The sequence below is a fragment of the Pseudomonas sp. SGAir0191 genome (genome assembly GCF_002812565.2).
Classification (GTDB): Bacteria; Pseudomonadota; Gammaproteobacteria; order Pseudomonadales; family Pseudomonadaceae; genus Aquipseudomonas; species Aquipseudomonas parafulva_B.
Genome location: NZ_CP025035.2, coordinates 3487743 through 3512994, shown reverse-complemented (window position 1 = coordinate 3512994; position 25252 = coordinate 3487743). Strand labels below are relative to the sequence as shown.

Here is a 25252-nt window from a genome sequence, read left to right as displayed (position 1 = left end):
CCAATCCTGCCTACGGATAGGTCTGCCGGGCTGGCAAGCCAAGCTCGAAGCGCAGCGCATTTTCATTGAAGGGGAAGGGGTTGCTGGTGTCTGGCGGGGTGGCCGGATCGTCGTCGTAGTCGAAGCCTTGTGGCCCCGCCTCTAGACCAACGGCCTGCCGTTCCGGCTCGTCCGTAACGCTGCCGGTGACGAAATTCCAGACATGACATAGCTCGTGATAGAGCATGACCAGTGAAGGCGTGTCAGGGCGCTGAGCCAGTGGGTTGTAGCCGATGCGGCAGTTGAGTGCACGTGCACCGCGTTTGCCGTTGCGAATCGTTGGGTCACCCTGGCCAGGGTCATAGTCGGCAAAGGCGTTGTCCAGTGCGTTTATGCTCGAGATGACCACCCGCGCATCGTTGGCCACCAGGTCATGAAGCAATACCGAGGCGGTGGGGCTGGCCCGAAGAAGATTGAGTTGACGGTTCACTTTCTCGATGTAGTGCGCCTCGCCCTGCACCAGAAACGTCTTGAGGTAGTCGGCGGGCAGGCTTGTCTGGGCAAGGTCATGAAGCACAGGTGCTGTGAAGCCGCCTTCAGGCGTGATAGCGCGTGCGTCACCGTACAGGCGGTCGTCCAGCATGCCGGTAGTGAGGCGGTTATGGCCGTCGAGTGCCTCGATCACGGCCCTGCCTTCGACGACCTTGACGGTATCCTCGCCTTCGCCTGCGTAGATGAAGGCATAGGTTGCGCCGCTGTGCACGGTGTCGTTGCCGGCACCGGCATCGATCTCGACTTGCTGCAGGCGCGTGGTTTCGATCAGGTCGTTGCCTGGGCCTGCATCGACTATCACTCGCCCGATGGCGGCGCTGTCAGCAGTGGCCACACCTTCCACTTGAAGGAGGTCGTCGCCGTCACCGGTTTCCACCACTACCTGGTTGGCGACTGCGGTGGCCACGTATACACGGTCATCCCCTGAGCCTGTGCGGACATGAAGGGTGTCGTCGCCCATCAGCGGCAGTTCGTAGCGTAAACCGTTGCTGCGCAGCATCACGCCGCTGGCACGCGCTTCGACAGACAGCGTGACACTGGGTTGCAGCGCCTGCACCCGCACTATTCGATCTTCACGAGCGATGATGAACGCCTGGTCCTGATAGGGCAGCACATGCTGCTCCACCAGGCCGGCAGGTGTATATATGACGAGATTGGCTTGAGGCATTGGCGATTACCTTCTGATTTGGAGTAAAGCACCTTAAGCCCCGGCCAAGGCGGCTCAGCGGTAACCGGCTACCGCGTTTGCTTGATGACCCTCGGTGATCGCGCTGCATGTCGGGTATACCGGTGGCAGACAGCGGTTTCAGGAGTTGCCAGTTGGGAAGCCAGGGATTTAGCATCAGTCGTGATGACTGATTGATGCGTTTGACGCTGCCAATAGCCGATTCGGCCATTTCAATAGCACAAACTCACTGCACCAAGCCTGCAGGCCCGATATAATGCGGCCCTTTGCCGTCGTTTCGTCGACGCTTTGCCCTGATGGGCCGCCGTTTCCGTGGAAGATCCTATGAAAAGCGCAGAAATCCGTGAAGCCTTCCTTCGCTTCTTCGAAGAACAGGGGCATACCCGAGTCGCGTCCAGTTCGCTGATTCCGAGCAACGACCCGACCCTGTTGTTCACCAATGCCGGTATGAACCAGTTCAAGGACTGTTTCCTCGGAGCGGAGAAGCGCGCCTACACCCGTGCTGTCAGCAGCCAGAAGTGCGTGCGCGCCGGTGGCAAGCACAACGACCTGGAAAACGTTGGTTACACCGCACGTCACCATACCTTCTTCGAAATGCTGGGCAACTTCAGCTTCGGTGACTATTTCAAGCGCGACGCCATCACCTTCGCCTGGACTTTCCTCACGTCGGAGAAATGGCTGAACCTGCCCAAGGACAAGCTCTGGGTCACGGTCTATGCCACCGACGACGAAGCCTACGATATCTGGACCAAGGAAGTAGGGGTGCCCGCCGAGCGTATGGTGCGCATCGGCGATAACAAGGGCGCGCCCTATGCGTCGGACAACTTCTGGACCATGGGCGACACAGGTCCATGCGGGCCGTGCACCGAAATCTTCTATGACCACGGCGCAGACATCTGGGGTGGCCCGCCCGGCTCGCCCGAAGAAGACGGCGACCGTTACATCGAGATCTGGAACAACGTGTTCATGCAGTTCAACCGTACAGCCGACGGCGTGCTGCACCCGCTGCCGGCGCCGTCGGTCGATACCGGCATGGGCCTGGAGCGCATCAGCGCCGTATTGCAGCACGTGCATTCGAACTACGAGATCGACCTGTTCCAGAACCTGCTGTCAGCGGCGGCCACGGCCATCGGTTGCAGCAACGAGGGGCAGGCCTCACTGAAAGTGGTAGCCGACCACATCCGTTCCTGCGGCTTCCTGATTGCCGACGGCGTGCTGCCTTCGAACGAAGGCCGTGGCTATGTGCTGCGCCGCATCATTCGCCGTGCTTGCCGTCACGGCAACAAGCTGGGCGCCAAGGGCAGCTTCTTCTACCAGATCGTCGCCGCGCTGGTTGCCGAAATGGGTGAAGCGTTCCCGGAGCTGGGCAGCCAGCAGGCGCATATCGAGCGTGTGCTTAAAGCCGAAGAAGAACAGTTCGCCAAGACCCTTGAGCAGGGCCTGCGCATTCTCGAGCAGGACCTGGCCCAGTTGCAGGGCGACGTGGTGCCGGGCGATGTGGTGTTCAAGCTTTACGACACCTACGGCTTCCCCATGGACCTGACTGCCGATATCGCCCGTGAGCGCGAGCTCACCATCGACGAGGCCGGTTTCGAACGTGAAATGGAGGCCCAGCGCGAGCGTGCACGCTCTGCCAGCGCGTTTGGCATGGACTACAACAGCCTGGTCAAGGTCGACAGTGCGACCGAGTTCCTGGGCTACGAGGCCACCGAGGCCTCGGCCAGGATCATTGCGCTGTATCACGATGGCCAGTCGGTTGACCAACTGGGCGAGGGCCAGGAAGGCGTGATCGTGCTTGATCGCACGCCTTTCTACGCCGAGTCTGGTGGCCAGGTGGGCGACTCCGGTTACATCCAGGCAGGCTCGGCGCGCTTCGATGTGCGCGACACCACCAAGACCGGTGGCGCCTTCTTGCATCACGGCGTGGTCGCCACCGGTGCGCTGATCGTAGGTTCTCCGGTGCAAACCAAGGTCGATGCGGATGTGCAGCACGCCACCGCCCTGAACCACTCGGCTACCCACCTGTTGCATGAAGCCTTGCGCCAGGTGCTGGGCGAGCATGTGCAGCAAAAAGGCTCGCTGGTGGACAGCCAGCGCCTGCGCTTTGACTTCAGCCACTTCGAAGCGGTGAAGCCTGAGCAGATCAAGGCGCTGGAAGACATCGTCAACCGCGAAGTACGCCGCAACACGCCTGTGCAAACCGAGCTGACCGACATCGAGACGGCCAAAGCCAAGGGTGCCATGGCCCTGTTCGGCGAGAAGTACGGCGATACGGTGCGCGTGCTGACCATGGGCGGCGACTTTTCGGTAGAGCTGTGCGGTGGCATTCATGCCAAGCGCACAGGCGACATCAGCGTCTTCAAGATCATCAGCGAAGGCGGCGTGGCGTCGGGCGTGCGTCGTATCGAGGCCGTGACCGGTGCCGCTGCGCTGGCTTACCTGAACGCTGCCGAGGAGCAGGTCAAGGAAGCCGCGCAACTGGTGAAGGGTAACCGTGACAACCTGATCGACAAGCTGTCGGCTGTGCTCGAGCGCAACCGCCAGCTGGAGAAGCAGCTCGAGCAGCTGCAGGCCAAGGCCGCCAGCGCCGCCGGGGATGATCTCTCCAACGCGGCTGTGGCAGTCAAGGGTGCCAAGGTGCTTGCCGCCCGTGTAGACGGGCAGGATGGCAAGGCCTTGCTCGCCCTGGTCGATCAGCTTAAGAACAAGCTCGGCCATGCAGTGATCCTGCTGGGCAGCGAGCATGAGGGCAAGGTCGTGCTGGTGGCCGGCGTGACCAAAGACCTCTCCAGCCAACTCAAGGCTGGCGATCTGATGAAGCAAGCCGCTGCGGCAGTGGGTGGCAAGGGCGGCGGGCGTCCGGACATGGCACAGGGTGGCGGCGTCGACGTCGCGGCCCTGGACCAGGCCCTGGCGCTGGCCGTGCCGTTCGCAGAGCAGGGACTTTGAGATGAAGGGCAGGGCGGCTTGAGCGCGAACTGCGCTCCTGGCCCCGCTGGGGGGAGTCGTCCTGTCCTTCAGGTTGGATTGTTTTTTGGGGCCCTGTATGGGCTGAGGCACCATTGAAATGGCGTTGATCGTACAGAAATTTGGCGGCACCTCTGTCGGTTCCATCGAGCGGATCGAGCAGGTAGCCGACAAGGTCAAGAAGCACCGTGAGGCAGGCGACGACCTGGTGGTCGTGCTTTCTGCCATGAGCGGCGAAACCAACAGACTGATCGACCTGGCCAAGCAGATCAGCGAGCATCCGGTTCCGCGCGAGCTGGATGTGATCGTGTCCACGGGCGAGCAAGTCACCATCGCGCTGTTGGCCATGGCATTGACCAAGCGCGGTGTGCCTGCCGTGTCGTACACCGGCAACCAGGTACGCATCCTTACCGACAGTGCCCATAACAAGGCGCGCATCCTGCAGATCGACGACCAGAAAATCCGCGCTGATCTCAAGGCCGGGCGTGTGGTCGTGGTGGCGGGCTTCCAGGGTGTGGATGAGCACGGCAACATCACCACACTCGGCCGGGGTGGTTCCGACACCACAGGTGTCGCCCTGGCCGCTGCGCTCAAGGCGCAGGAATGCCAGATCTACACCGATGTCGATGGCGTCTATACCACCGACCCTCGCGTGGTGCCGCTGGCACGACGCCTGGAGAAGATCACCTTCGAAGAGATGCTGGAAATGGCCAGCCTCGGTTCCAAGGTGCTGCAGATTCGCTCGGTGGAATTCGCCGGCAAGTACAACGTCCCGCTGCGCGTGCTGCACAGCTTCAAGGAGGGTCCGGGTACCCTCATTACCATCGATGAAGAGGAATCCATGGAACAGCCGATCATTTCCGGTATCGCCTTCAACCGTGATGAAGCCAAGCTGACCATTCGCGGCGTACCGGACAACCCAGGCGTGGCGTTCAAGATTCTCGGCCCGATCAGTGCATCGAACATCGAAGTGGACATGATCGTGCAGAACGTCGCCCACGATAACACCACCGATTTCACCTTCACCGTACAGCACAACGAGTACGAGAAGGCTCAGAGCGTGCTGCAGAATACCGCGCGCGAAATCGGTGCCCGTGAAGTGATCGGTGATACCAAGATCGCCAAGGTTTCCATCGTCGGCGTCGGCATGCGTTCGCACGCAGGCGTTGCAAGCCGCATGTTCGAAGCGCTGGCCAAGGAGAGCATCAACATCCAGATGATCTCCACCTCCGAGATCAAGGTGTCGGTGGTGATCGAGGAGAAATACCTGGAACTGGCGGTGCGCGCCCTGCACACCGCCTTCGAGCTTGACGCCCCGGCTCGACAGAGCGAGTAAGGCCTTGCCTGGAAGGGCGCGGCTTGCCGCGCCCTTCGCGTTTCTGCTCGTTGCGCAGGCCCCGTCCAGGCCCGCGTATGAAGCACAGCAGCCTGCGTCGACGTCCACGACCGGGCTGAAATACAAAAGACTGTTATCCCTGAATGTTTTGCGTAAGGAGAAAGCTATGTTGATTCTGACTCGTCGCTGTGCGGAGAGCCTGATCATTGGCGATGGCGAGATCACCGTGACGGTGCTCGGCGTCAAAGGCAACCAGGTACGTATCGGCGTCAGCGCGCCAAAAGAAGTGGCTGTTCACCGCGAGGAAATCTACCTGCGGATCAAGAACGAGAAGGACGAGGAGCCAAGCCTTTAATTCTTTTGAAGTTTTTTTCAAAAAAAGGGTTGCAGACGAGGAAGAACCTGTTTAATATTCGCCTCGTGTTGCGGTGAGGTGGCCGAGTGGCCGAAGGCGCTCCCCTGCTAAGGGAGTATACCTCATAAGGGTATCGGGGGTTCGAATCCCCCCTTCACCGCCATTATTCGCTTAGGTTGCTGTAAGTTGTAAGAACGCTAAGTAGTTGATTTTAAACGAAAAAGTTCTTGCAAAAATGTTTCAGCAGCCTATAATGCGCGGCAAGACACGGACTCATAGCTCAGCTGGATAGAGTACTCGGCTACGAACCGAGCGGTCGCAGGTTCGAATCCTGCTGAGTCCGCCACTTTTGAAGTGGCTTTGTTATCAAGGCTGTTTCAAGAAACCAGTGGTAATCTGGTCTAAAACTACCAAACGGACTCATAGCTCAGCTGGATAGAGTACTCGGCTACGAACCGAGCGGTCGCAGGTTCGAATCCTGCTGAGTCCGCCACTTTCGAAGTGGTTTTGTTATCAAGGCTGCTTCAAAAACCAGTGGTAATCTGGTCTAAAACTACCAAACGGACTCATAGCTCAGCTGGATAGAGTACTCGGCTACGAACCGAGCGGTCGCAGGTTCGAATCCTGCTGAGTCCGCCATACCCAAACAGGAAGCCCGCTCATTGAGCGGGCTTTTTGTTTTTCCAGTTTTGCGCATCCAATCGCTTACACAGCCACGCCCTAACGCGCAGGCTTTGGTGCTCTGTACCTGCATGCCAAGTGCTTGGCAGGGTGCTCGCACAACCTTGCCCAATGCCATTGCACCGATGGTTTCATGCGTTGTCAGAGCAATGACGCGCAAACGATTGTTATAGCCAAAAATTTAAGCGATCTGTCAGCTTGAGCAGTGTATGATTGCGCCCGTCAGCCCCGCCGGGGCTTGTGGATCACCACCATGGACTTACCCAGTAGTTACTCGCCAAACCGTTTCGTACAGATAGATCTAATCGATTGATTCCCCCGGCGTGCTCCGCGGCTGGGAGTGGAGTTCGCCTATGACGGAAGTAGAAGTAAAGAAAGCGCAAGAAAGCCTCCAGGATCGTCTGTCCCAGGTCGTCGACCTGCTTCAGCGCCAGCGCCTGGTTGAAGATGTCACGCACCGCCAGGAAGGTGCACACAACGACTTGGTAGAAAATCTCGTCCACCGGCAGAATCTTGTCGAGTTGCAACGCAAGCTCGATGACCTGCACCCCGCCGATATCGCCTACATCCTCGAAGCCTTGCCCCTCGAAGACCGCTTGACGGTCTGGCAGCTGGTGCGCTCGGATCGTGACGGCGACATTCTGCTTGAAGTATCAGACGCCGTGCGCCAGTCCCTGATCGCCGATATGGACGATCACGAGCTGCTTGCCGCTGCCAAGGAAATGGACGCGGACGAACTGGCCGACCTGGCGCCTGAGTTGCCACGGGACGTGGTCCATGAGCTGATGGAGACCCTCGATGCTCAGCAACGCGAGCGCGTTCGTTCTGCGCTGAGCTATGACGAGGAACAAGTTGGCGCGCTGATGGACTTCGAGATGGTGACCATCCGTGAAGACGTCAGCCTGGAAGTGGTATTGCGTTACCTGCGCCGTCTGAAGGAATTGCCCAACCACACCGACAAGCTGTTCGTGGTCGATCACGATGGCATTCTCAAGGGCGTGTTGCCGATCAAGCGCCTGCTGGTCAATGACCCGGACAAGCAAGTGGCCGACGTCATGGCCACCGATCCCGTGTCCTTCCATCCCGACGAAGACGCCTACGACGCAGCCCAGGCCTTCGAGCGGTATGACCTGGTATCGGCACCAGTCGTGGACAAGAGCGATCGGCTCATCGGGCGTCTGACCATCGACGAAATGGTCGACCTGATTCGCGAAGAGAGTGAGACCGAAGTGCTGAACATGGCGGGTCTGCGCGAAGAAGAAGACATCTTCGCGTCAGTTTGGCGGTCGCTGCGCAACCGTTGGGCATGGCTGGCCGTAAATCTGATTACCGCTTTCGTCGCATCCCGGGTCATCGGCTTGTTCGAAGGGTCCATCGAAAAGCTGGTTGCCCTGGCCGCGCTCATGCCGATCGTGGCGGGCATTGGTGGCAACTCCGGCAACCAGACCATCACCATGATCGTGCGCGCCATGGCCCTTGACCAGGTATCCCCAGGCAATACCTCGCGCCTGATGCGCAAGGAGCTGGCGGTGTCCTTGATCAACGGGTTGATCTGGGGTGGCGTCATCGGCGCGGTGGCCTTCTGGCTTTATGGCAGCTGGTCGCTTGGCTTGGTAATGACGGCCGCGATGACCTTGAACCTGCTGCTCGCGGCCCTGATGGGTGTGCTGATACCGATGACCCTGACGCGCCTGGGGCGCGACCCGGCAATGGGGTCAAGCGTGATGATCACCGCAGTGACCGACAGCGGCGGCTTCTTCATCTTCCTGGGGCTCGCGACCGTGTTCTTGCTCTAACGGCTCGGGGCGTTACGCCGTGCGTGACGCCCGGTTTGTCTGGATGATAAAGGCAACGAAGAGGCCGCCACTTCAAAACAAAAAAAAGCCAGCATCAGCTGGCTTTTTTGTGGATGGCAGCAAAGGTTTGCGTCAGGAAGCGTCAGCAGCCATTTCCACGTCATGGGCAATCAGGGCAACCAGCGCATTCTGCTGACGATGGGACAGCTGACGGAAGCGCTGCAGCAGCTCGCGTTCGTGCAATGACAGTTCAGGGCTGTCCAGGCGCATGCTCAATTCCTCACCCAGGGCACCTTCTTGGATAAGGCTCTGCTCCAGGCGTGCAATGATCTCCGAGTTCATGCTGCGGTGGTGGTTGCGTGCTACCTCGGCGATGCGCTCACGCATCCCGTCTGGCAGGCGAACGACGAACTTGTCAGCAGTGCGGCTCGAATAAATAGCCTGTTTCATTGGGCGCATATAAATTGACCAGATTTTGGTTCAGGGGAAGCGGTTCTCAAATTGGCCGCGCGGGGTGGAAATACGACCGCCTTATCGCCAAAATGTTCAACCGGTTGTGCAGATGGACGCTCATCTTGCCTCAATGCTGCCGTTTCCTTGGCGTCAATTCTGTGACAAATAGTGATCTGTATAAAGGCTTTATGCCAGTACCAATTGTCAGAAATGAGCACTGGTTAAAATTTTCACACGTCCTGTCATGGCCTCACGTCAGACGTGTCCTCGCTAATCCTGCAAAAAACCTGAAACCTGCGCCGAAAGTAGCGTCAAACGCACAGGTTCTTAATCAGAGAGCATAGTGGCAATGCACCATGATGCAAGCTGCGCTTCGCCGCTGAAAGGCAAGCTGATTCTGTTGATCGGACCCTCTGGCGCGGGCAAAGATTCATTGATCGACGCGGCCCGCCCGCAGCTGGCGGCCGCGCATATCGAAATAGCCCGTCGGGTCATCACGCGCTCGCCCGAAGCCAAGGGGGAGGCAGCGGTAGGTGTCAGTGTCGAGCAGTTCGAACGTATGAAGCAGCAAGGCGCATTCGCCATGCATTGGCAGGCCAATGGACTGCAATATGGCATCCCCCGGCAGGTAGATGAGTGGCTTGAGCAGGGCAGGTCGGTGCTGGTAAACGGCTCGCGCGGCCACCTGGCGCAGGCCCGTACCCGCTACCCTGATTTGCTGGCCATCCGTGTGGACGTCAGTCACGATATCCTGCGTCAGCGCCTGCAGGCCCGCGGGCGAGAGACCCCAAACGAGATCGACCAGCGTCTGGCTCGGCATGTCAGCCTGAGCGATACGGCCGACGATGGCGCACGAATGGTGGACAACTCGACTACGCTGTCCACGGCAGTCGAGGCCTTGCTGACAGTGCTGCGAGAAGAGGGCGTTATCCAGACTCACTAGAGCTTCGGAAAAGGTTTACGCTCAAATGGCACTCCAACACATGACAAACGGCCACACGCTGGTTAACATGCACGCCGTCCCGCTGAGCAGCGCCTGCTGCCAGTTGCCGTGTCTCAGTAGCTCAATTGGATAGAGCATCCCCCTCCTAAGGGGAAGGTTGCAGGTTCAATTCCTGCCTGGGACGCCATTTCTCCCCAGTGCCTCCAGCACTCCCATCTCCTTCGCTAATCGCCCGTTACAAATCTACGCCTTAAGACGTATTTCAGCTCTACGTCCGTACCCCTATGCTTAGTCCCGTCAACGGTCAACCTCACAAGGCGCGCGCCGTCTTTCTTCACCTCAGCAGCCCTTGGATTTTGGGCGTAGTTGCTGGTTATCCAGGAGATTGCATGAACCAGCACGTCACCCCCGTGCCCACGGGTTTTACCCACGAGCAGTTGCATACGCTGTTTGACCTGATCAGCGACGGTATCTGGGATTGGGATGCCAATACGGGTTATGTCTATCGCAACCCCGGCTGGTACCTCATGCTCGGCTATGCGCCTCACTCCCAGGAAAACTCGGTACTGACCTGGGAGCGGTTGATCCACCCCGACGATTTCCAGCGTGTCATGGCCCACTTCGATGCCTATGTCCACCAGCGCAACGAGCGTTACCTGGTCGAGTACCGGTGCCGCTGCGCCGACGGCAGCTACCTATGGGTCGAGGACAGTGGGTACGTGATCGCACGCAACCCCGATGGCTCGGTGGCACGCATGCTGGGAGCCCATCGCAACATCGACAGCGGCAAGCGGCAACTGGCGCAGCTTGAGCGGCGCAACCAATCGCTGGAATGCCTGGTCGCCGAGCGCACGCGCGAATTGTCCTGGGTAAACGAGCAGCTCCAGCGCCAGCTGGACGAGAACCGCGAGCTTGCCGAGCGGGATTCCCTGACGCGTATCGCCAACCGCTATCGGTTGGAAAACGTGCTCAAGCAGGAATGCGAGCGGGCCCAGCGCTTTCGGCAGCCACTGTCGGTCATCGCCATGGACATGGATGACTTCAAGCCGATCAACGACCAATACGGCCATGCGCAGGGCGACGCCGCTTTGGTTCGCGTGGCCGAGGCCTTGCGCTCACGCCAGCGCACAAGTGACTTGCTGGCCCGTTGGGGAGGTGATGAATTTGTCCTGGTCCTGGCCCAGACGAGCCTGGAGCAAGCCTGCGCCTGTGCCGAGCAACTGCGCCAGGTAGTGGCGCAGCTGGAGCCGATTGGCGAGTGTCGATTGACCTTGAGCTACGGCGTAGTGCAGTGGCGCGAAGGTGATGACACCCACAGCCTGCTGGCGCGCGCCGATCATGCGCTTTACCGGGCCAAGGGCGCAGGCAAGAACGCCGTCGCCCAGTAACCTGACTGACCCCAGGCCGCGCCAAGGGTCAAATGTGCAGTGCGTGGCCAAGCGCGCGCAGGGCGGCCTCCTGAACTGCCTCGCCCAGGGTTGGATGGGCATGAATCGTGCCCGCCACATCTTCCAGCCGCGCGCCCATTTCCAGCGATTGGGCAAATGCGGTGGACAGTTCAGAGACGGCCACGCCCACCGCTTGCCAACCCAGCACGAGGTGGTTGTCGCGGCGTGCCACCACCCGTACAAACCCCGTCTTGGACTCCAGGCTCATGGCCCGCCCGTTGGCGGCAAAGGGAAATTGCGCCACGATGCAGTCCAGCCCTTGCGCCACCGCCTGATCAGGGGTCAGGCCAGCGACTACCACTTCCGGGTCGGTGAAGCACACCGCGGCGATGGCGGCCGGTTCGAAGCGACGTGCCTTGCCAGCGATGCGTTCGGCGACCATCTCGCCCTGGGCCATCGCCCGGTGCGCCAGCATGGGCTCGCCCGCCACGTCACCAATGGCCCACACATTGCGCATGCTGGTCTGGCACTGCGCGTCGATGGCGATCGCCGCCCCATTCATGCGCAGGTCCAGGCATTCGAGGTTCAAGCCCTGGGTGCGCGGGCGCCTGCCGGCCGCTACCAGCACCCTGTCGGCGTCAAGGCGCAGGGGCGAGCCTTCGCTGCTCCGCGCCATCAAGGTGCCTTGTTCATAGCCTTCCACCTTGTGGTCGAGGTAAACGGCAATGCCCAGTTTTTTCAGCGACTCGGCCACGGGGGCGGTGAGCTCGGCGTCGTAGGTGGGCAACACCCGCTCACGGGCCTCAACCACACTCACCTGCGCACCCAGCTTGCGGTACGCGGTGCCCAGTTCAAGGCCGATGTACCCGCCACCGACCACCACCAAATGGCGCGGCACCGTAGCGGGGGTCAGCGCCTCGGTCGATGAAATGACAGCGCCCCCCAGGGGCAGCATGGGCAGCTCGACGCTGCTCGAGCCCGTAGCCAGCAACAGGTGTTCGCAGCGGATGCGCTGACCGTCGACTTCCACGTGCTTGCCATCGATCAGCTTCGCCCAGCCCTGGATGACCTTGACCCCGTGCTTTTTCAGCAGGGCGGCCACACCGGTGGTCAGTCGGTCGACGATACCGTCTTTCCACGCGACGCTCTGACGGATGTCCAGCTCGGCGGAGGCTACGCGGATGCCCAGTGGGGAGCCCTCGGCAAACCGGGTAGCCTGATGGAACTGTTCGGCCACATGAATCAGCGCTTTTGACGGAATGCAGCCGATGTTCAGGCACGTTCCGCCCAGCGCCTGCCCTTCGACCAGTATCGTGGGGATGCCCAGTTGACCGGCGCGGATGGCGGCCACGTAGCCGCCGGGGCCGCCGCCGATGATCAGCAGCGTAGTTTCGATGATCGGTTGCATGCTCACTCCACAAACAGGCAGGCGGGTTGTTCCAGCAGGCTTCGCACGGCCTGGATGAACAGTGCGGCGTCCATGCCATCGACCACCCGGTGATCGAACGAGCTGGACAAGTTCATCATCTTGCGCACCACGATCTGGCCATCGACGACCACAGGCCGCTCGACCATGCGGTTGACCCCCACGATGGCCACTTCCGGGGTGTTGACCACCGGCGTGCTGACGATGCCGCCCAGTGCGCCGAGGCTGGTCAGGGTGATGGTCGAGCCCGACAGCTCCTCGCGGCTGGCCTTGTTGGTGCGAGCGGCATTGGCCACCCGTGCAATTTCCGCTGCATTGGCCCACAGGCTGCCCGCCTCGGCATGGCGCAGCACTGGCACCATCAGGCCGTTGTCCCCTTGGGTGGCGATGCCGACATGCACCGCGCCGTGGCGGGTGATGACCTGTGCTTCGTCGTCGTACGTGGCGTTGATCTGCGGAAAGTCACGCAGTGCCACGACCAGTGCACGGACCAGGAACGGCAATAGGGTGAGCTTGCCGCGGTCCTGGCCATGCTTGCTGTTGAGCTGCTGGCGCAGCGCTTCGAGGGCGGTGACGTCGATTTCTTCGACATAGCTGAAATGGGCCACGCGACGTTTGGCGTCCTGCATGCGCTGGGCGATCTTGCGCCGCAGGCCGATTACCGGGACTTGCTCGCTGTCGGTGCGCTTGGCGTAGCCGCTGGGCGCCTGCTCACCGGCGCGTTGAGGCTGGCTGAGGAAGGCATCGAGGTCTTCGTGCAGGATACGCCCGGCAGGGCCGCTCCCGTGCACGTAACGCAATTCAATGCCAGCATCCAGCGCGCGCTTGCGCACGGCGGGCGAGGCGAGGGGTTTATCGCTGGCCTGGCGTGGAGCCAGCGGTGCGGCCGGGCGGCTGGCCGGGGGCGTCAAGGTGGCCGGCACGGGTTGTTCCTGTGCTGCCTGCTTGGGTGCTTGGCTGGCAGGCGGAGTTTCAGCCGCCTTGGCTTGCGGGGCATCCACATGGTTGCCGTTGCCTTCGACCTCGATGCGGATCAGCTCGCTGCCGACCGACATCACTTCCCCAGGCTGGCCACCCAGGGCCATGACCTTGCCGCTGACCGGGGAGGGGATCTCCACCGTCGCCTTGTCGGTCATGACATCGGCCACGACCTGGTCCTCGGCGATCAGGTCACCTACCTTGACGAACCACTCGACCAATTCGACCTGCGCGATGCCTTCGCCAATGTCCGGCATCTTGATGACATGCGTGCCCATTCAGACCTCCATGACCTTTTTCAATGCCCCACCCACCCGCGATGGCCCTGGGAAATACGCCCACTCCTGTGCATGGGGGTAGGGCGTGTCCCAACCCGTGACGCGCTCGATGGGCGCTTCCAGATGGTGGAAGCAATGCTCCTGCACCAGCGCGACCAGTTCGGCGCCGAACCCGCAGGTTCGCGTGGCCTCATGCACCACCACGCAGCGCCCGGTCTTCTTCACCGACGCGACGATGGTTTCCAGGTCAAGCGGCCACAGGCTGCGCAGGTCGATCACCTCGGCATCGACGCTCGTCTCTTCGGCCGCGACCTGGGCGACATAAACCGTTGTGCCATAGGTGAGGACCGTGACGTCGTTGCCGGGCCGGGTCACCACTGCCTTGTCCAGCGGTACGGTGTAATAACCGTCGGGCACGGCGCTTTGCGGATGCTTGGACCATGGCGTCACGGGGCGGTCGTGGTGGCCATCGAAGGGGCCGTTGTACAGGCGTTTGGGCTCAAGGAAGATGACCGGGTCATCGCATTCGATCGAGGCAATGAGCAGGCCCTTGGCGTCATAGGGGTTGGACGGCATGACCGTGCGCAGCCCGCACACCTGGGTGAACATCGCTTCCGGACTCTGGCTATGCGTCTGGCCTCCATAAATGCCCCCGCCGCAGGGCATGCGCAGGGTCAGCGGCGAGATGAATTCGCCAGCGGAGCGGTAACGCAGCCGCGCCATTTCCGACACGATCTGGTCCGAGGCTGGGTAGAAATAGTCGGCGAACTGAATCTCCACCACCGGCCGCAAGCCGTAGGCACCCATGCCCACGGCCGTGCCGACGATGCCGCTTTCGGAAATCGGGGCATCGAACACCCGTGATTTGCCGTACTTGTTCTGCAGGCCTTCGGTGCAGCGGAAGACGCCGCCAAAGTATCCGACGTCCTGACCATACACGACCACGTTGTCGTCGCGCTCGAGCATGATGTCCATGGCCGAGCGCAGGGCCTGGATCATGGTCATGGTGGTGGTGGCCATGGCGGTTTCCGGGTTGATGCTGCTGTTGTGATCGTTCATTTCAGACCCCCAGTTCCTGACGTTGGCGACGCAGGTGGTCCGGCATTTCCTTGTACACGTCCTCGAACATCGAAGCGGCACTGGGAATGTGTCCGTTGGCGAGGGTGCCGTACTGCTCGGCTTCCTTCTGCGCGGCGACCACGGCAGCCTCGAATTCGGCCGTGGTGGCCTGGTGTTCTTCTTCGGACCAATGGCCGATCTTGATCAGGTGCTGCTTCAGGCGAGCGATCGGGTCGCCCAGCGGGAAGTGGCTCCAGTCGTCCGCAGGGCGGTACTTGGACGGATCATCGGACGTGGAATGCGGGCCAGCACGGTAGGTGACCCACTCGATCAGGCTGGGGCCAAGGCCGCGGCGTGCGCGTTCGGCTGCCCAGCGCGAGGCCGCGTAGACGGCCACGAAATCGTTGCCGTCCACGCGCAACGAGGCGATGCCACAGCCCACGCCGCGGCCGGCGAAGGTGGTGGACTCGCCGCCAGCGATGGCCTGGAACGTGGAAATCGCCCACTGGTTGTTGACCACGTTGAGGATGACCGGGGCGCGGTAGACGTGGGCGAAGGTGAGGGCGGTATGGAAGTCCGATTCAGCGGTGGCACCATCGCCGATCCAGGCCGAGGCGATCTTGGTATCGCCCTTGATGGCCGAGGCCATGGCCCAGCCCACCGCTTGCACGAACTGGGTCGCCAGGTTGCCGCTGATGGTGAAAAAGCCCGCCTCGCGTACCGAATACATGATCGGCAACTGGCGACCCTTGAGCGGGTCGCGCTCGTTGGAGAGCAGTTGGCAGATCATGTCCACCAGCGAAACGTCACGGGCGATCAGGATGCTTTGCTGGCGATAGGTCGGGAAGCACATGTCGGTGCGGTTCAGCGCCAGGGCCTGGGCGCTGCCGATGGCTTCCTCGCCCAGGCTCTGCATGTAGAACGACATCTTCTTCTGGCGCTGGGCGACGACCATGCGGCTGTCGAAGATGCGGGTCTTGAGCATGGCACGCATGCCTTGGCGCAGTATCTGCGGGTCTATGTCCTCGGCCCAGGGGCCCTGGGCATTGCCCTGTTCATCCAGCACGCGCACCAGGCTGCCGGACAAGTCGGCGGTGTCGGCGGCTTCTACGTCGATAGGTGGTTTACGGACCTGGCCTGCGTCGTTCAAGCGCAGGTAGGAAAAATCGGTCTGGCAGCCTGGCCGGCCGGTAGGCTCGGGCACATGCAGGCGCAGGGGGGCGTACTCGTTCATGCTGTTTACGCTCGCTCGGGTATTTGTTTTTGTGAGCTTTGAAGCGGTCGCCGCTGAGTGCCGGCTTGTGACCAGCAGGTCAGCGTTAGCTACATGTTAGTTGCCCTGGCGCAGAATATTTCTCTCTAGTTGATTGCCTTTGCTAAGCAGGCCAGATAAACATTCCCCATAAACACAATAAACCGGTGATTTTGTCTCATGCGCAAACTCGATCGAACTGACATTGGCATTCTCAACAGCCTTCAGGAAAACGCCCGCATCACCAATGCCGAGCTGGCACGTTCGGTCAACCTGTCGCCTACGCCCTGTTTCAACCGAGTGCGGGCCATGGAAGAGCTGGGCGTCATTCGCCAGCAGGTCACGCTGTTGTCGCCCCAGGTGCTAGGGCTGGATGTGAACGTATTCATCCATGTGAGCCTGGAAAAACAGATCGAGCAGGCACTGCACCGCTTCGAGGAAGAGATCGCCGAGCGGCCCGAGGTCATGGAGTGCTACCTGATGACCGGTGACCCGGACTACCTGCTGCGTGTGCTACTGCCCAGTATCCAGGCGCTGGAGCGGTTTCTGGATTACCTGACCCGCCTGCCGGGCGTTGCCAACATTCGCTCCAGTTTCGCGCTCAAGCAGGTGCGCTACAAAACGGCGTTGCCATTGCCGGCAAACGGGATGACCTTGCGCGAATGACTGCTGTCCAAGCTCCTCGACGCCCTGTGGCCTGGCCTGATCCATTTTTTACCTGGCCATGGGCAAGGGACCATTCGATTTTGCAGCACGGGGCCTGCAACGCTTGGCGTTAGCCTTTATTCTGCACCTACAACTGCCAGCTCAACCCGGGAGCCGAAGGGATTTATGCGCACTATCTGGAAGCCGTTTCAGTCGTTGTATTTCGCTGCACTGATGATGCTGATCGGCTCGGGCCTGCTCAGTACCTACCTGGCGCTGCGCCTGGCTGCCGACAACGTCGATAGCCTGTGGGTCGGTGCCTTGATGGCGGCCAACTACTTCGGCCTGGCCGTGGGCGGCAAGGTCGGCCACCGGCTCATCGGCCGAGTAGGGCACATACGTGCCTATGCCACCTGCGCCGGTATTGTCGGCGCCGCCGTGCTCGGGCACGGCCTGACCAACTGGCTGCCGGCCTGGGTCGGGCTGCGCATGATCGTAGGCCTGGGCATGATGTGCCAGTACATGGTCATCGAAAGCTGGCTCAACGAGCAGGCGGACGTGAAGTACCGGGGCGCAGTATTCAGCGGGTACATGATCGCGTCCTACCTGGGCCTGGTGTTGGGTCAGCTGATACTGGTTGTGCACCCTGAGCTGGGGCTTGAGCTGCTGATGCTGGTCGCGATGTGCTTCGCCCTGTGCCTGGTGCCGGTGGCCATGACCCGCCGCATCCACCCCGCGCCACTGCGTCCGGCACCCATGGAGCCCAAGTTCTTCATCAAGCGCGTGCCGCAGTCGCTCAGTACGGTGCTGGGTTCCGGGCTGATCGTCGGCTCGTTCTACGGCCTTGCTCCGCTGTATGCCGCCAGTCAGGGTCTTAGCACCGAGCAGATCGGTCTGTTCATGGGCTGCTGCATCTTTGCAGGGCTGGTGGTTCAGTGGCCGCTGGGCTGGTTGTCGGACCGTTACGACCGAGCGGTGTTGATTCGCAGTGTCGCAGTGGGGCTGGCCGTGGCCGCCGCGCCGTTGGCGATCCTGCCCGACGTGCCGCTGGAGTTGCTGTTCGCCATGGGCTTTGTGGTATCGCTGTTGCAGTTCAGCCTGTACCCGCTGGCCGTGGCTTTTTCCAACGACCACGTGGAGAGCGAGCGCCGCGTTTCGCTGACTGCCATGCTGTTGGTGACTTACGGCGTGGGGGCGTGCATCGGGCCCCTGGCTGCTGGCGTGCTGATGAAAGTGCTGGGCGTGCAGATGTTGTACGCCTTCTTCGTGTTCTTTGCCCTGGTACTGGTCTGGCGTATTCGTCCAAAAGCTGTCACCGGCTTGCACCAGGTCCAGGATGCCCCCCTGGGCCACGTCGCCATGCCCGCCGCCGGCTCGCCCCTGTCGGCAGCGCTGGACCCGCGTGTGGATGAGCAGACCGTGCAGGATGTGATGCAAACGCCGGTGGCGGCCGAGGACACGGAGGAGGCCGAGAAAGACGGCGAACCGCCGCTGGAGGACGTGCAGGGGGATAAGCCGGCTTGAATGTGGCCGTCACGCGCGTTGGAGCACGTGGAGCGTGACGTGTGCCAGGCGGTGCAATCCCGCCCCGGTAATTTCTGTGTTTCCGCCTATCGGCTGGGGCCGCTGCGCGGCCCATCGCGGCACGAGGCCGCTCCTACCCGGAAATCGGCTAGCCTTCAGAGGCGGCGCTAGGCCGTTTAGTTCTGCAAAGGCCAGGCCTCCGCTATCTCAGCCAATACAGGACCAAGGTAGATACCGTCTGGATCCTCACCTCGTAAGTGCGATTTGAGGATCAAGACGAGGGTATGTGTGATTTTGGAAGTTTGGGCAGCAACTTGAGCACCAAGTCAGAGACATGGGCTGTGTTGGTCTTGCTTTTAAGCGCGCGGTAGCCCAGGCGCCGCAGATCGCGACTTCAGGAGCCCGGAGCGAGGGAACCCCGGAGCGTAGCGCAGGGGCCGGATGATAGGAGCAGGCGGTTTTTGCTCACTTTTTGACAAGACAAAAAGTGAGCCGCCGTAAGGGCGGAAAGGTGACTGTACGCCACCCTCGCCAATGAATACCTGAACGGTTTCAACCGCCCACACCAACGAAAACTACGTGATAGCACCAAAACTGCTGGAAGGCCGGGCTAGCCCTCCCGCCAGCTGCAAATCAATAATCGTCCTTATCAAACCGCCGCGCTTCACGCTGCAGCTGATACACAAAACTCTCCACCTTGCGCTGGGCAGGCCCACTGAGGTTATGAAAGCGAACCCCAGCAAACGTGGTATTGATCCGCTCTTCATAATGCAGGTGGCGCAACTCGACCATGGTATCCACCAACCCAAGCGGTGCGCCGGCCTTGAAGCGTTCATACACCTGACCCAACTGCAGACGATCCTCGACATTCCCGTCAAAGCGCAGCTTGCACCCGGTAGCCGAAACATCCAGCAACTTGCCACGCATGGCACCGTTGCCCTTGAGGTGCGTGCCATCGAGCATGATGTCCACCAGCTGCGACAGCTTCAGCGCGGCACGAAATGCGTTGCGGCGCTGGTGATAGGTCATCTCCAACGGCAGCCCGCCACGGTAGCAGCGGTGACCGTCCACTTCGCTGATGCGCAGGCCGTGGGTGCATTCCCAGGCAATGCGCACACCGTCGTGGAAGCCTTCCACGCGGAAATGCTCGCCGTTTTCGATGAATTTCTCACCGTCGCGAGGGATCAGCTCGTCAAGCGCCAGCACATTGTTTTCCCGGTCCACGTCCACCACGTAACTCTGGAAACGATGGCCTCGGTCATGGAAGGTGATGATCAGGGGGTCGTGGCTTTCCTGGAGCTGCCGCAAATTGGCCGCAATTTCCAAGGGTGTGCTCAGCACCTTGGGCGGTTGCGGGGCATCGGATTCATTGAACACGGCTTGACATTCTCCAGGCAAAAGCGACACAGGCAATTAACAGCATTTTGCCAGTATGTGCGGTGCCTTGATAGGGAAATCACACTTGGCTGAGGGCGCGCGGCTTGGTCAGGGGCGAGGTGCTGCCACGGCTGTTGTAGAGCGACGGCGAGTCGCCGCCCATGAGGATGCGGACCTGATTATTGGTGACCTGTTGCTGGACCTGAATGATACGGCCATTGGTCGAGTTGACCTGCTGACAGGCGTCCATCAGCTGCGCCAGCGTATCGAGTCGCTCCAGCATCACGTCACCGTGGGGCGATTGCGCCGCCACCGCCTGTACGCCGGCGCGGTCTGCGCTCAGGCCCAGGTCGCTCAGCAACTGGCCACGGCGCTGGCCGTGCTGTTCGAGCAGAATGATCAGCGACTGTTTGCGCGCCAGGATCTGCTCGAGCAACTGCATGTCGCGACCGTGCAGCGCGACAGCCTCGTTCTGCAGCAGCTCGAGCAGCTCCTGCATCGGGGCGATGTCTTGTTCGATCAATTGCAGCAGGGTGGTGTCGTGCATGGCTAACTCCCGGTTTTCAAGCGTCCATTGAAGTCAGCGCACCCGACGGTCAACGCTGTGCTTCGAAATCGAGCAGCTTGCTGGCGACCCGGCCGGCATCAACTTGGTAGCTGCCATCGGCAATGGCCTGTTTGAGCTGGGCTACCTTGGCGCTGTTGACGACGGGTTCATCGCGCAGCTTGTCGCTGATCTTTTGCAACTGCTGGGCCTCTGGGCTCAGGTGCACGGCTTCTCCGCTTGCACCCGTGCCCTTTACTGTTTCCTGGCTGGCAGCCGGCTTTTCAGTGCTGCCAGGGGCATTGCTGCCGCGTACACCGCCGGTGACGGCCGGGGAATTATTCAAACGACTGAAGTCGATGACCATGATCAGAAAACCTCTGGGTTTATGGACGCTTGCCTTGTTTTCGGCCAACTCACGATAAACTTTAGGCACAAATGCGTGGCTGTCTTGAGCGACAGCCTGTTACCCGTTTTCTGACACAGTCTAAAAAAAGCGGTTCCCCGGCGCCAGCGGCTTCCGCCCGCTGGCCTACATGCTCACCTCGACCTGGCCCGGGCCGGTCACCATGGCCTTGACCACGCGTTTGGAATTGAGATTGCGCACCCGAATCTGCTCGCTGATACCGCCTTTGCTCAGCGCCTCGCCAGGCATGCGCACGCTCAACGTGCCACTGCGGGCAACGATCACCACATGATCGCCCTTGCGCACCACCTCCGCCTGCTCCAGGTGCTGAGGCGTCAGTACCTGATCCATCACCGTCGGGCGCAGCATCTTCATCCCGACCGCCTGGCCCAGATCGGTCAGAAACCCTTGGCCCAGCGTGCCGACGTCCCGTTCGCGCAGGGCCACATCGCCTTCGCTCACCACGTTGTCCCGTCGCAGCGGGCGGGTGACCACGACCACCTCGCGGAACAGGCGAACGGTGGCGGGCACGAACACGGTCCAGGGCGCCGCGCCGTCGCAACGTACACGCACCGTCACCCGCCCCAGCGGCACGCTCGGGCTTTCCAGCGAAGCGTCGAGCGCCTGGCTGCACAAGGGCATGCGCAACCTTGGGTCCAACGGGTTCACCTGGATCTCGTAGCGGCCGGCCGTTTGGGTCGTGGCGAGATAATCTTCGACGGTGAACTCAAGAAACCCTTGGGTGACACCGATAAGCTGTTCAGGCATGGTGAACGCGTCCGCCCAGGTGCGAACCGGTACCAGCAGGCACAATGCGGCCAGCAAGCCAGCCAGCAGGCGCGTCAATCGTCGGGAAACTGTCGTTTTCATGTACATGGCGCTCAAAAAAGCAAAGCCCGTGCCGACTTCTTGAGTAAGTGGCAACGAATGGCTGACAGGTAAGGAGTTCGGCATGGCGGGGGTTATGGATTCGGTCAACCAGCGCACACAGCTGGTAGGGCAGAATCGCCTGGAACTGCTGCTGTTCCGCCTCAACGGCGAACAGCTTTATGGCATCAACGTTTTCAAGGTCAGGGAAGTGCTGCAATGCCCTGCGCTGACCATACTGCCCAAGGCGCACCCGGTGGTGCGCGGCGTCGCCAACATCCGCGGGGCGACGATTCCGATCCTTGACCTGTCGATGGCCACCGGCCTGCGCCCGTTGCAGGAGGACACGCGCAGCAGTTTCGTGATCATTACCGAGTACAACACCAAGACCCAGGGCTTTCTGGTGCACTCGGTCGAGCGCATCGTCAACATGAACTGGGAGGAAATCCACCCGCCACCCAAGGGGACCGGCCGCGATCATTACCTGACGGCAGTCACGCGGGTGGACAACCGCATGGTCGAGATCATCGACGTGGAAAAGGTGCTAGCCGAGGTCGCGCCGTCTTCGGAGGCGGTGTCGGCGGGGGTGGTGGACGCCGAGGTGCAGGACAAGGCCGTGATGCTGCGGGTGTTGACCGTCGACGATTCGTCGGTGGCACGCAAGCAGGTCAGCCGTTGCCTGCAGACGGTTGGCGTCGAGGTGGTGGCCCTCAATGACGGTCGCCAGGCCTTGAACTACCTGCGCCAATTGGTGGACGAAGGCAAGAAGCCCGAAGAAGAGTTTCTGATGATGATTTCCGACATTGAAATGCCGGAAATGGATGGCTATACCCTGACGGCGGAAATTCGCAGCGACCCGCGCATGCAAAAGCTGCACATCTGCCTGCATACTTCACTGTCCGGGGTGTTCAACCAGGCGATGGTCAAGAAAGTGGGCGCCGATGATTTCCTGGCCAAGTTCCGGCCGGATGATCTGGCCCAGCGCGTGGTTGACCGAATCAAGGCAGCACATTGAAAGGCGCCGGGGTTCGCCCCGGCCACAGTGATTGAAAAGAGGCGGCAGCAGTGTCTACGGGTAATTTGGATTTCGAACAGTTCCGGGTCTTTCTGGAAAAAGCCTGTGGCATCTTGCTGGGCGAAAATAAGCAGTATCTGGTGTCCAGCCGCCTCAACAAATTGATGGAGCAGCAGGGCATCAAGAGTCTGGGCGAGCTGGTGCAACGCATCCAGGCCCAGCCGCGGGGCGGCCTGCGCGAGCAGGTGGTCGATGCCATGACCACCAACGAAACCCTGTGGTTTCGCGATACCTACCCGTTCGAGGTGCTCAAGAACAAGGTCATCCCCGAGTTCATCCGCAACAACCCCGGCCAGCGCCTGCGCATGTGGTCGGCGGCGTGCTCTTCGGGCCAGGAGCCGTACTCCATCTCCATGGCCATCGACGAGTTCGAACGCAGTAATCTGGGCCAGCTGAAAATGGGCGCGCAGATCGTCGCGACCGACCTGTCGGGCACCATGCTCAACAACTGCAAGACTGGCGAGTACGACAGCCTGGCGATCGCCCGCGGCTTGTCGGCCGAGCGCCTGCAGCGCTACTTCGACCCCAAGGGGCCGGGGCGCTGGGCGATCAAGCCGGCGATTCGCAACCGGGTGGAGTTCCGCTCGTTCAACTTGCTCGACAGCTATGCAAGCCTGGGCAAGTTCGACATCGTGTTCTGCCGCAACGTGTTGATCTACTTCTCGGCCCAGGTCAAGAAAGACATCCTGCTGCGCATTCACAGCACCCTCAAGCCAGGCGGGTACTTGTTCCTGGGCGCATCCGAGGCCCTCAACGGCCTGCCGGACCATTACCAGATGGTGCAGTGCAGCCCGGGCATCATCTATCAGGCCAAATAGGCCCATGCCGTATGTGCCGCTGACCGGGCGATGCCTTGTCAGCGGCTTTCAATGAGTCGGCCCTGCCGCTGACGTCAATTTTTTGTTTTGCCGCTCATGGGCTCTTGTTTTTGCCGCTTGTGGCCATTGGGCCGCGTGCGGTTTGCCGCTTTTCTGGCATAGCGCCCCTTTGAACAGGGCTGCAAGGCCTTGAATACGGGCTTTGCCGATGTTGGCACAAGCCTTGCTAAAACCTTCGGCAACGACACTCTGGTCAACCGCTGAAGGTTTCCCCGACATGAGCATCAGCTTCGACAAGGCGCTTGGTATCCATGAAAAGGCCCTGGGCTTTCGTGCGCAACGCGCCGAAGTGCTGGCCAACAACATTGCCAACGCCGACACCCCCAACTACAAGGCCCGTGACCTGGACTTCGCCTCGGTGCTGGCCGCTGAAAGCGACAAGCAGCACAACGGCGGCCGCTTCGGCCTGGAGCGCACCAACAGCCGGCACATCGAGGCCGACGGCGTGGCGCTGAGCGACGAAGCTCTCAAGTACCGCACGCCGATGCAGCCTTCGATCGACCAGAACACCGTGGACGCGCAGATCGAGCAGTCGAATTACACCGAAAACGCGATTGGCTTCCAGGCCAGCTTCACGTTGCTCAACAGTAAATTCAAAGGGCTGGTGTCAGCCCTGCGGGGAGAATGACCATGTCCCTTTCCAGCGTCTTCAACATTGCCGGTTCCGGCATGAGCGCGCAGAACACGCGCCTGAACACCGTCGCCTCCAACATTGCCAACGCCGAGACGGTCTCGTCGAGCATCGACCAGACCTACCGCGCTCGCCACCCCGTGTTCGCCACCACGTTCCAGAACACCCAGGCCGGCACCAGCCAGTCGCTGTTCGAGGACCAGGGCGAGGCAGGGCAGGGCGTGCAAGTAACCGGCATTGTCGAGGACCAGAGCAACCTCGAGGCCCGCTACGAGCCTAGCCACCCGGCGGCGAACAAGGACGGCTACGTGTATTACCCCAACGTCAACGTGGTCGAGGAGATGGCTGACATGATCTCGGCCAGCCGCGCGTTCCAGACCAATGCCGAGTTGATGAACACGGCCAAGAGCATGATGCAGAAGGTGCTGACCCTGGGTCAGTGATAGGACGCCGACATGACCACCACCAATGCCACCGGCGAAGTCGGTAGTAGCTACCTGAACTCGCTGCAGCGAAAAGAAAGCAAGAACGACGAAAAGACCGGGGCCGCCGGCAGTGCACTGGGCAAAGATGCCTTCCTGCAGCTGCTGGTCACCCAGATGAAGAACCAGAACCCTCTGGACCCGCAGCAGAACGGCGAGTTCGTGGCGCAGTTGGCGCAGTTCAGCAGCCTGGAAGGTATCCAGACCCTGAACAGCTCGGTCGGCTACATCGCCAGTGCGTTTCAGTCGTCCCAGGCCTTGCAGGCGTCGTCGCTGGTCGGACGCAACGTGATCGTGCAGACCGACAAGGCCGTGGTCGACACCAGCAAGGACATGAAGGGCTCGGTGAACCTCACCGGTTCGAGCACCGCCACCTCGGTGGGAGTGTACGACAAGGACGGCAAGCTGGTGCGCACCCTCGACCTGGGTACCCAGGCAGGCGGCAAAGTGGACTTTACCTGGGATGGCAAGGATGACGCCGGTGAGGCCCTGCCGGCCGGCACCTACAGCTTCAAGGCCACCGCCTCGATCAATGGCACGACGACGGCCATGACTACCAACCTGCCGGCCACCGTCACCAGCGTGACCATGGGCACCAACGGCGGCGAAATGTCGCTGAACCTGGCAGGGCTGGGCAGCGTTCCACTTTCCACCATTCAAAGCATCGGCATCTAGGGCCTAGCGCACATCTTCAG

General features: G+C 61.0%; 24 protein-coding genes and 5 tRNA genes. 18 read left to right on the top strand and 11 right to left on the bottom strand.

From position 1 onward, the window contains the following. Positions 1 to 10 precede the first annotated feature (10 nt). The gene (locus CWR53_RS15675; protein ID WP_100852013.1) at positions 11 to 1198 is read right to left on the bottom strand and encodes a M91 family zinc metallopeptidase; all 1188 of its coding nucleotides are present in this window, start codon (positions 1196 to 1198) and stop codon (positions 11 to 13) included. Between the two features lie 342 nt (positions 1199 to 1540). Here CWR53_RS15675 and alaS point away from each other — a divergent pair, with 342 nt between their 5' ends. The 8 genes from alaS to mgtE all read left to right on the top strand — a co-directional run bounded on the left by alaS (position 1541) and on the right by mgtE (position 8351). Next, positions 1541 to 4165 (top strand): alanine--tRNA ligase, encoded by a 2625-nt coding sequence (alaS, locus tag CWR53_RS15670; RefSeq protein ID WP_058605570.1) that lies wholly within the window; start codon positions 1541 to 1543, stop codon positions 4163 to 4165. A 118-nt stretch (positions 4166 to 4283) separates the two neighbouring features. After that, a complete protein-coding gene (locus CWR53_RS15665) occupies positions 4284 to 5519 on the top strand; it encodes an aspartate kinase (RefSeq protein WP_023533761.1) in 1236 nt (411 codons plus the stop codon). A 166-nt stretch (positions 5520 to 5685) separates the two neighbouring features. Next, positions 5686 to 5874 carry a carbon storage regulator CsrA gene (gene csrA / locus CWR53_RS15660; protein ID WP_023533771.1) on the top strand — a complete coding sequence of 63 codons (189 nt, stop codon included), beginning with the start codon at positions 5686 to 5688 and terminating at the stop codon, positions 5872 to 5874. A gap of 72 nt (positions 5875 to 5946) precedes the next feature. Beyond that, a tRNA-Ser gene (locus CWR53_RS15655) sits at positions 5947 to 6037 on the top strand. 106 nt (positions 6038 to 6143) lie between these two features. Continuing rightward, positions 6144 to 6220: transfer RNA gene (locus CWR53_RS15650), tRNA-Arg, on the top strand. Between the two features lie 70 nt (positions 6221 to 6290). Then, positions 6291 to 6367, top strand: a tRNA-Arg gene (locus tag CWR53_RS15645). A 69-nt stretch (positions 6368 to 6436) separates the two neighbouring features. Next, positions 6437 to 6513, top strand: a tRNA-Arg gene (locus tag CWR53_RS15640). A 395-nt stretch (positions 6514 to 6908) separates the two neighbouring features. Beyond that, the gene (mgtE, locus tag CWR53_RS15635; RefSeq protein ID WP_058605568.1) at positions 6909 to 8351 is read left to right on the top strand and encodes a magnesium transporter; all 1443 of its coding nucleotides are present in this window, start codon (positions 6909 to 6911) and stop codon (positions 8349 to 8351) included. Positions 8352 to 8483: 132 nt separating this feature from the next. On the opposite strand, the gene CWR53_RS15630 is transcribed toward mgtE, so the two are convergent. Next, the gene (locus tag CWR53_RS15630) at positions 8484 to 8810 is read right to left on the bottom strand and encodes an Arc family DNA-binding protein (protein ID WP_027915923.1); all 327 of its coding nucleotides are present in this window, start codon (positions 8808 to 8810) and stop codon (positions 8484 to 8486) included. A 343-nt stretch (positions 8811 to 9153) separates the two neighbouring features. Between CWR53_RS15630 and phnN the strand changes: the two genes are divergently transcribed. From phnN to CWR53_RS15610, 3 genes are all read left to right on the top strand, one after another. Continuing rightward, positions 9154 to 9747: a phosphonate metabolism protein/1,5-bisphosphokinase (PRPP-forming) PhnN gene (phnN, locus tag CWR53_RS15620; protein ID WP_100852011.1), complete on the top strand. Its 594-nt coding sequence runs from the start codon at positions 9154 to 9156 to the stop codon at positions 9745 to 9747. 110 nt (positions 9748 to 9857) lie between these two features. Next, positions 9858 to 9934: transfer RNA gene (locus CWR53_RS15615), tRNA-Arg, on the top strand. Positions 9935 to 10136: 202 nt separating this feature from the next. Further along, entirely contained in the window at positions 10137 to 11135 is a 999-nt protein-coding gene (locus tag CWR53_RS15610) for a diguanylate cyclase (RefSeq protein ID WP_100852010.1), read from the top strand. A 28-nt stretch (positions 11136 to 11163) separates the two neighbouring features. Here CWR53_RS15610 and lpdA read toward each other — a convergent pair whose 3' ends face one another. From lpdA to CWR53_RS15590, 4 genes are read right to left on the bottom strand one after another with little or no spacing between them, the layout of a single operon-like run. Next, positions 11164 to 12543 carry a dihydrolipoyl dehydrogenase gene (gene lpdA / locus CWR53_RS15605; RefSeq protein ID WP_058605565.1) on the bottom strand — a complete coding sequence of 460 codons (1380 nt, stop codon included), beginning with the start codon at positions 12541 to 12543 and terminating at the stop codon, positions 11164 to 11166. Between the two features lie 2 nt (positions 12544 to 12545). After that, entirely contained in the window at positions 12546 to 13817 is a 1272-nt protein-coding gene (locus CWR53_RS15600) for a dihydrolipoamide acetyltransferase family protein (protein ID WP_058605564.1), read from the bottom strand. After that, complete coding sequence (locus tag CWR53_RS15595; protein ID WP_058605563.1) at positions 13818 to 14876, bottom strand: alpha-ketoacid dehydrogenase subunit beta; 1059 nt, start codon at positions 14874 to 14876, stop codon at positions 13818 to 13820. A gap of 1 nt (position 14877) precedes the next feature. Next, the gene (locus CWR53_RS15590; protein ID WP_058605562.1) at positions 14878 to 16110 is read right to left on the bottom strand and encodes a 3-methyl-2-oxobutanoate dehydrogenase (2-methylpropanoyl-transferring) subunit alpha; all 1233 of its coding nucleotides are present in this window, start codon (positions 16108 to 16110) and stop codon (positions 14878 to 14880) included. 198 nt (positions 16111 to 16308) lie between these two features. On the opposite strand from CWR53_RS15590, the gene bkdR reads away from it, so the two are divergent. Both bkdR and CWR53_RS15580 read left to right on the top strand, forming a co-directional pair. Next, positions 16309 to 16794, top strand: a complete 486-nt coding sequence (gene bkdR / locus CWR53_RS15585) for a Bkd operon transcriptional regulator BkdR (RefSeq protein WP_100852009.1) — start codon at positions 16309 to 16311, stop codon at positions 16792 to 16794. 165 nt (positions 16795 to 16959) lie between these two features. Further along, positions 16960 to 18297, top strand: coding sequence for an MFS transporter (locus CWR53_RS15580; protein WP_058605561.1), 1338 nt, complete (start codon positions 16960 to 16962; stop codon positions 18295 to 18297). A 633-nt stretch (positions 18298 to 18930) separates the two neighbouring features. On the opposite strand, the gene CWR53_RS15575 is transcribed toward CWR53_RS15580, so the two are convergent. From CWR53_RS15575 to flgA, 4 genes are all read right to left on the bottom strand, one after another. Continuing rightward, the gene (locus CWR53_RS15575; RefSeq protein WP_058606143.1) at positions 18931 to 19674 is read right to left on the bottom strand and encodes a flagellar brake protein; all 744 of its coding nucleotides are present in this window, start codon (positions 19672 to 19674) and stop codon (positions 18931 to 18933) included. Positions 19675 to 19753: 79 nt separating this feature from the next. Beyond that, positions 19754 to 20221 carry a flagella synthesis protein FlgN gene (locus CWR53_RS15570; RefSeq protein ID WP_058606142.1) on the bottom strand — a complete coding sequence of 156 codons (468 nt, stop codon included), beginning with the start codon at positions 20219 to 20221 and terminating at the stop codon, positions 19754 to 19756. A gap of 49 nt (positions 20222 to 20270) precedes the next feature. After that, positions 20271 to 20585, bottom strand: coding sequence for a flagellar biosynthesis anti-sigma factor FlgM (flgM, locus tag CWR53_RS15565; RefSeq protein WP_100852008.1), 315 nt, complete (start codon positions 20583 to 20585; stop codon positions 20271 to 20273). Between the two features lie 165 nt (positions 20586 to 20750). Next, a complete protein-coding gene (flgA, locus tag CWR53_RS15560) occupies positions 20751 to 21500 on the bottom strand; it encodes a flagellar basal body P-ring formation chaperone FlgA (RefSeq protein WP_100852007.1) in 750 nt (249 codons plus the stop codon). A gap of 76 nt (positions 21501 to 21576) precedes the next feature. On the opposite strand from flgA, the gene CWR53_RS15555 reads away from it, so the two are divergent. Both CWR53_RS15555 and cheR read left to right on the top strand, forming a co-directional pair. Beyond that, positions 21577 to 22506, top strand: coding sequence for a chemotaxis protein CheV (locus CWR53_RS15555; protein WP_058606139.1), 930 nt, complete (start codon positions 21577 to 21579; stop codon positions 22504 to 22506). 50 nt (positions 22507 to 22556) lie between these two features. Next, the gene (gene cheR, locus CWR53_RS15550) at positions 22557 to 23384 is read left to right on the top strand and encodes a protein-glutamate O-methyltransferase CheR (RefSeq protein WP_023533991.1); all 828 of its coding nucleotides are present in this window, start codon (positions 22557 to 22559) and stop codon (positions 23382 to 23384) included. A gap of 48 nt (positions 23385 to 23432) precedes the next feature. Here the strand turns inward: cheR and CWR53_RS15545 are convergent, their stop codons facing one another. Then, on the bottom strand, positions 23433 to 23681 hold the full coding sequence (locus CWR53_RS15545; RefSeq protein WP_138031830.1) for a hypothetical protein: 249 nt from the start codon (positions 23679 to 23681) through the stop codon (positions 23433 to 23435). Between CWR53_RS15545 and flgB the strand changes: the two genes are divergently transcribed. The 3 genes from flgB to flgD are packed head-to-tail and all read left to right on the top strand — an operon-like array spanning position 23662 to position 25232. Next, positions 23662 to 24072: a flagellar basal body rod protein FlgB gene (flgB, locus tag CWR53_RS15540; protein ID WP_058606138.1), complete on the top strand. Its 411-nt coding sequence runs from the start codon at positions 23662 to 23664 to the stop codon at positions 24070 to 24072. The genes CWR53_RS15545 and flgB overlap by 20 nt on opposite strands. Before the next feature lie 2 nt (positions 24073 to 24074). Beyond that, positions 24075 to 24518, top strand: coding sequence for a flagellar basal body rod protein FlgC (gene flgC, locus CWR53_RS15535; protein ID WP_023533977.1), 444 nt, complete (start codon positions 24075 to 24077; stop codon positions 24516 to 24518). A gap of 12 nt (positions 24519 to 24530) precedes the next feature. Then, the gene (gene flgD / locus CWR53_RS15530) at positions 24531 to 25232 is read left to right on the top strand and encodes a flagellar hook assembly protein FlgD (RefSeq protein WP_100852006.1); all 702 of its coding nucleotides are present in this window, start codon (positions 24531 to 24533) and stop codon (positions 25230 to 25232) included. Positions 25233 to 25252: the final 20 nt, after the last annotated feature.